This window comes from Cupriavidus oxalaticus (genome assembly GCF_038900635.1).
Classification (GTDB): domain Bacteria; phylum Pseudomonadota; class Gammaproteobacteria; order Burkholderiales; family Burkholderiaceae; genus Cupriavidus; species Cupriavidus oxalaticus_B.
The window spans coordinates 1-235 of sequence record NZ_JAYMRX010000130.1 but is presented as its reverse complement, the minus strand read 5'-3'; the positions used below and the strand labels follow the sequence as shown (position 1 = coordinate 235).

General features: G+C 52.3%; 1 protein-coding gene. It reads left to right on the top strand.

What is annotated here, in order from left to right; translation table 11 throughout:
• Window positions 1-55: 55 nt before the first annotated feature.
• Window positions 56-235, top strand: a 180-nt coding sequence (locus tag VSR71_RS35270; protein WP_342917940.1) for a hypothetical protein, incomplete at its 3' end; no start/stop codon positions are given.

The following is a 235-nucleotide window of genomic DNA, read 5'->3' as shown; positions in this document are numbered from 1 at the left end:
GGATTTAGCCATCCTCTGGCGTCTCCATCGTGTTCAACCGGGCAGGCTGAATACCATGAAGAGCGCCTCAGGCGGACATTTCTGCTTTGCTAAAACCGGACATTACCGCTTTGCCGCTACAAACGTTGTCCAGGCAAAGTTGAAATGTCCGGGCGCCAGCAAAGTTGAAATGTCCGGTTTTCCGGTGTCATTTCAGCTTTATCTGATCTGTTTTTGGGGTTCCCGTCGGGCGCTG